Source organism: Mesorhizobium sp. M7A.F.Ca.CA.001.10.2.1 (assembly GCF_003998575.1).
Lineage (GTDB): Bacteria > Pseudomonadota > Alphaproteobacteria > Rhizobiales > Rhizobiaceae > Mesorhizobium.
Map to the genome: position 1 here is coordinate 1 of NZ_RZQY01000220.1, position 8,594 is coordinate 8,594.

The 8,594-nt window shown below is 57.5% G+C and carries 5 protein-coding genes and 1 pseudogene; 1 reads left to right on the forward strand and 5 read right to left on the reverse strand.

Going from position 1 to position 8,594, the window contains the following annotated elements; genetic code table 11:
- Window positions 1-157: 157 nt before the first annotated feature.
- Both hemN and EN964_RS15965 read right to left on the reverse strand, forming a co-directional pair.
- Window positions 158-1,484: pseudogene (gene hemN / locus EN964_RS15960) on the reverse strand (oxygen-independent coproporphyrinogen III oxidase).
- 464 nt (window positions 1,485-1,948) lie between these two features.
- Window positions 1,949-2,362, reverse strand: coding sequence for a hypothetical protein (locus EN964_RS15965; protein ID WP_372337984.1), 414 nt, complete (start codon window positions 2,360-2,362; stop codon window positions 1,949-1,951).
- Between the two features lie 624 nt (window positions 2,363-2,986).
- Between EN964_RS15965 and EN964_RS15970 the strand changes: the two genes are divergently transcribed.
- Complete coding sequence (locus tag EN964_RS15970) at window positions 2,987-4,126, forward strand: porin (RefSeq protein ID WP_127213822.1); 1,140 nt, start codon at window positions 2,987-2,989, stop codon at window positions 4,124-4,126.
- A gap of 482 nt (window positions 4,127-4,608) precedes the next feature.
- On the opposite strand, the gene EN964_RS15975 is transcribed toward EN964_RS15970, so the two are convergent.
- The 3 genes from EN964_RS15975 to EN964_RS15985 form a co-directional block, all read right to left on the reverse strand.
- Window positions 4,609-6,480: an acyltransferase family protein gene (locus tag EN964_RS15975; RefSeq protein WP_127213821.1), complete on the reverse strand. Its 1,872-nt coding sequence runs from the start codon at window positions 6,478-6,480 to the stop codon at window positions 4,609-4,611.
- An 83-nt stretch (window positions 6,481-6,563) separates the two neighbouring features.
- A complete protein-coding gene (locus tag EN964_RS15980; protein WP_063169261.1) occupies window positions 6,564-7,124 on the reverse strand; it encodes a CpaD family pilus assembly lipoprotein in 561 nt (186 codons plus the stop codon).
- Window positions 7,125-7,136: 12 nt separating this feature from the next.
- A complete protein-coding gene (locus EN964_RS15985; protein WP_063170365.1) occupies window positions 7,137-8,558 on the reverse strand; it encodes a type II and III secretion system protein family protein in 1,422 nt (473 codons plus the stop codon).
- Between the last annotated feature and the right edge of the window lie 36 nt (window positions 8,559-8,594).

An 8,594-nucleotide genomic window follows, 5' to 3' on the forward strand; every position in this document is an offset into this window, starting at 1 on the left:
GCTCCGGGTTGTGCGCTTTCGCGCGCACCCAGGCGAGATGATGGTGAACGCGGCGTCAAGTGGAAGTCCCCTGCATACGCTTGCGGAGTCTTCTGCGAGAGCCCATGCCGACGAGCGCCAAACAAGGTCTGATGCCTTTCGGCGTCGTGGCCTCAACTCATCGATTCGCGAGAAAAGCATCGAATGCAGCAGCAACGGCGCGAACAACAAAGCGGTGCTCCGGCCGCACGCGGATGAAGCCGTTTTCGACGTCCAGGATCCCCTCCTCAGCCAGCGTCACCAAACTCTCAACTGAATCGAGAAAACGAGCTGGTTCGATTTCGTGGGCGGCACAGATGGTCGGCACGTCGGCCTCCAAATCGCACATCAGTCGCTCGATGATCGCTGCGCGCACCCGGTCATCGTCGGTCAGACGGTGACCCTTTGATGTCGCCAGACGTCCACTTGCGATGTGCCGGGCGTAAGAATCCCGTGTTACTTCGTTCTGAACATACCCCTCGCGGACTCGGCCAATAGCCGACGCGCCGAAGCCGATCACGTTTTGCAAGTATCGGCCGAGTATCCCAGCGAATTACGCCGTAGGCGCCCGGTCTTCTGGCGCTAGCGCAAGTTCGTCGTCCGGCGGAGCGAAATGATCGAGCCCGATCTCCCGGTAGCCAGCGCCAACCAGTGTCTCGGCGACAGTTGCAGCCTGTTCGGCGCGAAGATCGCCGTCCGGTAGACCTGCCTGCTCGATTAGGCGCTGATTCTTTATCACGGAAGGAATATGCGCGTATCCGAACACCGCAAGCCGGTTGGGGCGCATGGCGACCGCAGCCATCGCGGTCTGGATGCAGGACTGCACAGTCTGTTTCGGTAGACCGAAGATGAGGTCGAAGTTGATATGGCCAACGCCATGCCGGCGGAGATTTTGGACTGCAGCGGCCGTCTGCACCTTACTCTGGATCCGATTGATCGCCTTTGCACATCGGGATCAAAGCTCTGCATCCGATGCTCGCGCGGTTGACACCGTTAGCTGCCAGGGCTTCGGCCATTTCCGGTGTGAACGTTCGGGGATCGATCTCCACGGCGATCGCAGCAGTTTTGCTGAAAGCGAAGTGGCGGCGTAGAAATTCCATCAGCGCCAAGTGCTCGGCTGGCCCGATAAGGTGAGGCGTTCCGCCGCCGAAATGCACATCGCTCACCGGCAGCCCTTGCCGCACTTGCTCCGACACCAAACTGATCTCCTGACGCAGCACCGCTAAATAATTAAGGATCGGGCCGTTGCGACGGATGACCGCGGTAGGGAAGCCGCAATACCAGCACATGGATCGGCAAAACGGAATGTGGAAATAGAGCGACACCGATTCGTCGGCCGGGAGGCCCCCCAGCCATTCCTCATAATCGTCAGCACCAACTGCCGCAGAGAAGTCTGGCACAGTCGGATAGATGGTATACCAAGGCGGCCGGGGGTCCCGGTACTTTGTCAGGATTGAGGTGTGCAAGGAGCTGTCATCCCACGTCGCTCATCCATCATTCTTTCGTTGCGCGCTCGTCCTGGTCTCTGACCTAAGTCAGTGCGTCCCGCTTATGTCGCAGTCTCGTTTGGACAGGATGGGGTCAACCACGCCGGGGAGCGCGCGTGCCATGGTTGCGCCTGAGGTGATGGTGCGGTGCCGCATTCAACGTCTGAGTACGTGACGCCAGTGCAGTGTGCTTGAGGCGTCTGCGGAAGAACTTTGCAATGCGAAATTCATGTCCGACGCAACGGACCTGTCAAGCCTCGTTCAGACGCCATCCAGGTCCAGCCAGCGGCCTTCCCTGCCGGCCGAAAAACCATACCGGCTTTAGCCACCGAGACGCTCTAAAGCTGACGTCGGCTCATTTGATGAAAGGAGGACGCCGCTAGGGGGTGCACAAGGTTCCCCGGCTTGACGTCGCTTCGAGCGAAGAGCGGTGTGGCTTGTCGTCAAGCGCCGGGCAGCGTGCCCCCTACCGATATCCCGAAAAGATCGACCAAGATGGCCATGCCGACGCCACACGCGGTCTGGATGAGGCCGACCATGAAAATGCGATTGGCGCGTTCGTAGATGGGGCGCCGCAAGGAACTCATGTCGAGCAGCATGGACAGCGCTCTCATCTGCAGTGCGATGCCGAGCAGGATCGGCACTACGGCGAACAGATCGTAGAGTTGCCATGGCAAGGGGTTCGCGGCCCAATGAGTGAGGAAGCCGAGGGAAAAGGCAAGCAGGATACCCACGGCAGTGATTGTGCCGTTGCGGAAAATGGTCTCGATCGGTTCTTCCTTCGGATCGTGCTCGTCCAAGCGGCTTCCTTTCGTTGCTCTTTCCGTCGAGACTAAGTTCTCGAGAATACTGTTCATCGCCAATTACTCGAGGCGAGCCGTAGGCAGCCGTTTCAGGGTGCGCTCCCTCTCGCTTCCGGCCGCGCAATGTACCTGCACGGCGAACTTACAGCGGCGAAAAGGTGCTGCGGCCACCATGCGACGCCTCGGACGTGCACGCCCTCTGTTCCTGGCGCAGCCCTTGCGGAGCGTACGCGCAGTGATCCTTCTCGGTAGCGGATGGCGCGGCCTCCGTTGCGGTCAGACGGGAAGCCGTCGCTGTTAAACGAGACTGTCACATATCGAACATGGCGAACCGTGTCGCACATTTCTTTTCGCAGTGACCCTCAAAAAAAGTGATTCCAGCGAGACGAAGGCGCGTCGGCCCGATTTTGGTGTCGGCCGCATCTACGCTTCAGGTTGGCATGTCGCTTGCTGCTCTATTCGGAGAGCTGCAGCGGTCCGACCGGAGTGTTTCACATGTAAACGATAATGAATCTCCTAGCAGAAAACACTATTATAAGTACATGTGGCTTTTACGCTGGCTCACCTCTCGTGTCAAGCGCTTTGGCGTCCACATATTGGAGACAACACGCACAAAATTTAGAGGAAAAGCTTGCTCTTTCGCCTCTATCCTTTTTATTCCTTCATGGAGATCTAGACATGTACATCAAGAGTCCTCTTCTCGGCTTAACTGCTCTGATGACCATTTCCGTCGGTCGAGCAGCTGGCGCCGAGCGGGAACCGGCCGAGTACATCAAGATCTGCGACGTCCTCGGCTCGGGATATTCCTATATTCCCAACACCGAGACCTGCCTGCGCATCGGCGGCTATGTCCGTTACGATATCGGCCTGGGTGACGTCCGATCGTATGACAGCGCAAGAACCTCGGACGTGAGAACTGGCGAGGACCAAGGCACTTGGCGAAACAGCACACGCTTCACGTTCAAAACTTGGACCGGCCAGCAGACCGAGCTCGGCGCGTTGACGACCTATACCGAAACCCAGGTGAATTTTGGCAACAGCGCTAACTCGCATGACAGTCCTCAGAACTATGATTTCAACAGCGGCCTCGCACTGGCTTCTGCCTGGGTCGAGCTGGGAGGCCTGCGAGTTGGCAAGGAGGGGTCGGCCTTCGATACGTTTGCAAGCTACGCTGGCAACGTTCTCGATAGTATGCTCGTTCCGTCGGCCGGCTTCGACACCAACGTGGCTCAGTACCACTTCGACGCCGGCAACGGCATTTCGACTGTGATTTCGCTCGAACAAGGATCGGGCTCAGCCGGTACTATCGACAGCTATATTCCGCACGTTGTCGCCGGCTTGAAATACACGCAAGGCTGGGGCTCGATCACCGGCGTCGCGGCTTATGACAGCAATTACGAAGCTTTTGCCGGCAAGATCCGCGTCGACGTCGCTGTCACAAACCAGCTGTCGCTGTTTGGACTCTTCGGCTACGGTTCCAATGCCAGTCTCAACGAGGACTCAAACGGCGCAATTGCCAATCATGGGCGCGGCTCGTACAAAATCTGGAACGGCCAGTGGGCTTTCTGGGCGGGCGCCACCTACGAGTTTGACGAGAAAACTTCGTTCAACCTTCAGGTCTCGGGTGATCAGCTCAAGGATGCTGGTGTGGCTGCAAACGTCGCCTACATGGTCGTTCCCGGCTTCACGGTCACAGCCGAGGTCGATTACGACCACTACGGCAACTCTGGCCTCGGCCCTGCCGAGCCTACCGCCGTCAAGGGCACGAGCAAGCCGAACAGCGTCGGCGGCATTCTCCGCTTACAAGGCTCATTTTGAAATCTCTCCAGTCGCGAGCATGGCAAAGGCACTTGCCTCGACAACGCACGCATGGAGAGCTTCGTTCGCCATCTTGAAGTCTGCATCGACCGTCCACGGCCCATCGTACCAACTAGAAACTGAAAGTTATGAGCCCTGTGTACTACACCTAGCCCTTGACCTGCCCGATGAACCGGCCAGGGGCCGTCAGTTCAAATTCGGGGCCGTTTAGAGGGCAGTGTGAGGCCGTGTTAGGTAAGCGCCACTGCAATGTCGAGGCCGCGACACGCCTGTCGCTTTGGACGGCTGGAATTGCCCTTCGCGGCGCCATTCATTCTCTCAACATTTACGTGATAATGCACGCTGAGTCCGAGCCGCGTGGCAGCACCCATCCTAGGTCACTATCGGGGGGCCTTAAACCTGAACAGCTCCATCGTCGCGGCTGCTGCGGAAGCAGGAGCTATCACTGGGACCCGTACTGGTGCTTGTCAGCCGCTGAGCCGCTACTTCGTCTTAGGAAGAGCATTGTCCTTGCCAAAAGCCGGCCAGTATTTCGAGATTGCCAGTGTGGCGCCGGCTGAAGAGAAATGACCATAGTCGAAATATAAAAACTCTCCTCTATCGAAATAGGCGCAGCGTCCTGCGCTGCACAGGAATTTCAGCGGATCGATGAATGTGGCGCCTTTGGTAAATGAGCGCACACGTTCGTTGACGTCGGGGTCCATCGCGATCGGCCAGGACGTATCGTCCAGATTTTGGCGCTTGGCGAAGAACGCAATTTTCCGGACGTCAGTTGGGAACTGCGGAGACTGGCCGATGACAAACACGCGCACGCCCAGGGCACGAAGCGTAGCGATTGTTTGCTGAAGACCGTCGAAACCTCTGACCTCATAGTCACTCCATCTACCGCTGAGGATAACCGTCTTGATGTCCGCTTCCAAGATGACGTCCAAGGCCTTGCGATTGAACCGGACACAATCAAGACGATCGTACGGGTAGTAATAGAGTATCGGCGCGCAGCTGGCGTACGTATATTCAACGATGTTCGCCTGCAATCGATTTATGTTAGCACCCAAGCCGGAAACATAGTGCGCGGCGAAGGAGTCGCCCCACAAAAAAACCGTTGTTGGAAAACCGCTGGTGCGCGTGCAATCCTCCATATTCCAGCTTTCGATCCGGCTGGTGCCCTCGTTGAAACAGATGCCATTCCTCCAGTCCCCGACGGAAATGCGCCGCTGGACATAGTCCGGAAACCGTTGCGGAAAGCCGTTGCCGAGCGCCCCCGCCGCTCCGCCGGCACAAAGGACAACGATCGCGAGCGCTGAAAAGGCGAAGATAGGCCCCGGGGAGGTGAAGGCCCTCTTCTGTCGAAACGGCTGCTCTACAAACTTCCAGGAGAATGCAGCCAATGCGAGGCTTGCCACCAACATCGCACCGGTCATCAACGGATCGAGTTTTTGGAACGAAAGATAGTGCGCGAACGCATTGAGAGGCCAGTGAACAAGATACAACGAATACGAGATGAGCCCAATCCAGACCAGCGGCCTGACTTCGAGCATGCGGGTGGCGACCGTCGAGGGGGTATTTTGGCCAACATAGATCAGAAGGGCCGTTCCGATGCATGGATACAAGGCGTTGTAGCCTGGGAACGGATCACTCGCCGAAATCGCGAAGAACCCGATGGCGAGAAGGCCAAATCCGGCCACCCCCACCGACTCCATCAGGAATCGGTTGCCCAGCGGCGAGGGGCATTTGAGCATGAGCAGGGCGCCCAACATGAGTTCCCAGATTCGGGTCGGCAGCAGATAGAATCCGGCGGTGGGTGCCAGCGATGTCGCCATCACCGCCACTACGAAGCTGCAGAGAATTATCGGAAGAAGTGTCGTCAGCCAGCGCTTCCCGATGTAGCGATAGATTAGGAACATCAGGATTGGTGCGAAGATGTAGTACTGCTCCGCTACGGAAAGCGGCCAAGTGTGCAACAGTGGTAGAAGCGCGGCATCGATAGAGAAGTAACTTGACGTTTTCCAGAAGAAAACGTTCGACCAGAAGGTCGAGGTAGCTATGATGCTAAGACTGAATCCGCGCAGATCCGGTGGCAGAAGAATGAACAATGCCGCAATGCAGGTGAGAAGCATCACAAAGACGAGCGCCGGCAGAATGCGCCGGGCACGGCGCCAGTAGAAGTTGACGATGGAAAATTGGCCGCGTTCAAGGTCATCCAGGAGGCTTCCGCTGGTTAGGTAGCCGGAGATGACGAAGAAGATATCGACCCCGCTAAAGCCACCCGGGATCGCCGAAATTCCGAAATGAAAGAGTACGACCGGAAGTACAGCAACGGCCCTAAGGCCCTCGATATAGCGCCTATATTGCATCCAGCGGTTCCTTTTATTTTAGATCAGGACGCGATTGGAAGCTTTCAATCTCCGGTAGGAGTGCTGCCGAGATAAGGGCGGTATCAGCCACCTTTATCCGTCCCGAATGTTCTGTAAGTTGCAACTGGTACAGAAGCACGATCGCCATCGCCGGCCTTGACGGCCTGATTGTCGAGCAGATCGCGCGGATCGTTGACCATCACGGCCAGGTTATGTCCTGTCGAACAACCAAGCGGCTGTTTGAAGGATTCTTCATTGGGTAAGGCACCATATGAGGGACAGACCGGCGGACGGGCGTGATAGACAATCGCCTCAATTCGCACTGAGCCGGCGTCGTGTTGATCGCGCAATTGAATGTTGTCTTCTTCGATTGCCAACTGCCTGGCCTGATGGGCTACCCCTGCGCTGAGCTGGGGCGAACCGCTGATGAGGAGGTGGATGGCATCGAACCGGCCGCGACTGGCCTTGTCTAGGAAAACACGCAAACGCTGCCGTTCGGAAGCGCGCAGGCTTTGCAACGTCAGGACGGTGGTCTCCTCTCGGACAAGCATTGGTGCCGATGGTTCGACATCAACTGGCGTAGTGCTTGTGCAGCCACTTACGCTTGGTGCCAGAGCGACAAAGAGGATTATAAAACGCAACATCTTTGGATGACACTATTCGATGATGAAGCCGAGACCGCCCTGGGCGCTTGGCGCGCCCGCACGGATAGCAGCGCGGTCTCGCGGGGGACTTGTCACGGAATTCGTCGGAGCGCCCCCTCCGTTCAAAGCCGGTGCCGCCCGCTCGGTCGGTGCGCTCATCTGGTTTGGGTTGGAGCCTGGTCTTACAATGTAAGGCGTAACTAGAATGACCAGTTCTGACTCCTCTTTTTGAAACGAGGTCGAGCGAAAAAGCGGTCCCAGGATCGCCAGTTCTCCGAGCCAGGGAAAGGCCCTGACATCATTGTTGACGTTCCGCCTGATTAGACCGCCGATTGCGAAGCTCTGGCCGCTGGCGAGTTCGACGACCGTATCGGCTCGGCGCGTGGAAACTGCCGGCACGGAAATTCCGTTGATTTGCACGGCACCTTGCGTCGACAGTTCACTGACTTCGGGCGTTACGTGAATGTTGATTTGATTGTTGCTGAGAACTGTCGGCACAAATTCCAGACTGACGCCGAAGTGACGGAATTCAACCGATACCTGCCTGTTTTCCTGCAGGACAGGAATGGGAAATTCGCCGCCCGCGAGAAAGCTGGCCTTTTCACCCGACATAGCGGTGAGGTTCGGCTCAGCCAGGACGGAAGCTATATGCTCCTTGGCGAGCGCGTCGAGAACCGCGCTGACGTTGACGGCACCGTTGTCGAATCCGATTTCTGCTGTACCGCCACCCTGGGTTGAACCAGACCCAGCGCTTGCAGCGCTTCCGCTTAGAACGCCCACTTTGAAATTGCCGATTTGACCGAAGGCGGACAAGTTGACGCCGAGTGACTTCATGGCGCTGCGTGAGACTTCGGCTACGCGCACGCTGAGGTTAACTTGCAGGGATCCAGCGACCTTGATGTTGTTGACGACTTGCGCTCCGTCGCCCAGATATTGCTCAGTGACTCTTTTTGCGGTGTCGGCGACCTCTGCGTCGGGCGCCGTCCCGCTAAGGATTGCGCCGCGCGGCGTATAGTTGACGCGGATGGGATAGTCGCCGACCTGCTCCCGCAACATGGCGCGTAAATCCCCGATCGGTTGCGTGACAACGATACGCAATTCGGCGAGAGGCTCGCCATTGCCATCCAAGGCGAATAGGCTGGTCCGCCCCGATTTCTTGCCAAAGACGAAGATTGTTTTGCTCGATGGCGCCTGAAAATCCGCGATCGTGGGGTCAGCAACAAAGATGGTCGTGGCTGGCCCGGGCAGATGAACGGTCTCCCCGAGCGAAGAGGAAAGGGTCAGCGTGGCGTTGATGCTATTCGAAGCCGCATGCGGCGGGCCTTTGTCCTGCTTGTTTTGCGCCGCGACACCAAGTGGGAAAGTCACAATAAGCGCGCAGAGGAGATGGCCCAGGTAACGGGGCACTGCAGGTCTTGTAACCTTGTTGGCGATCGCCCGCCAATTGAGCGCAGCGCAAGGATGTTGAAG

What these genes read in the sequence shown, in the direction of transcription:
- EN964_RS15965 (WP_372337984.1), bottom strand. Translation starts at nt 2,362, where the DNA reads ATGAACAGTATTCTCGAGAACTTAGTCTCGACGGAAAGAGCAACGAAA.
- EN964_RS15970 (WP_127213822.1), top strand. Translation starts at nt 2,987, where the DNA reads ATGTACATCAAGAGTCCTCTTCTCGGCTTAACTGCTCTGATGACCATT.
- EN964_RS15975 (WP_127213821.1), bottom strand. Translation starts at nt 6,480, where the DNA reads ATGCAATATAGGCGCTATATCGAGGGCCTTAGGGCCGTTGCTGTACTT.
- EN964_RS15980 (WP_063169261.1), bottom strand. Translation starts at nt 7,124, where the DNA reads ATGTTGCGTTTTATAATCCTCTTTGTCGCTCTGGCACCAAGCGTAAGT.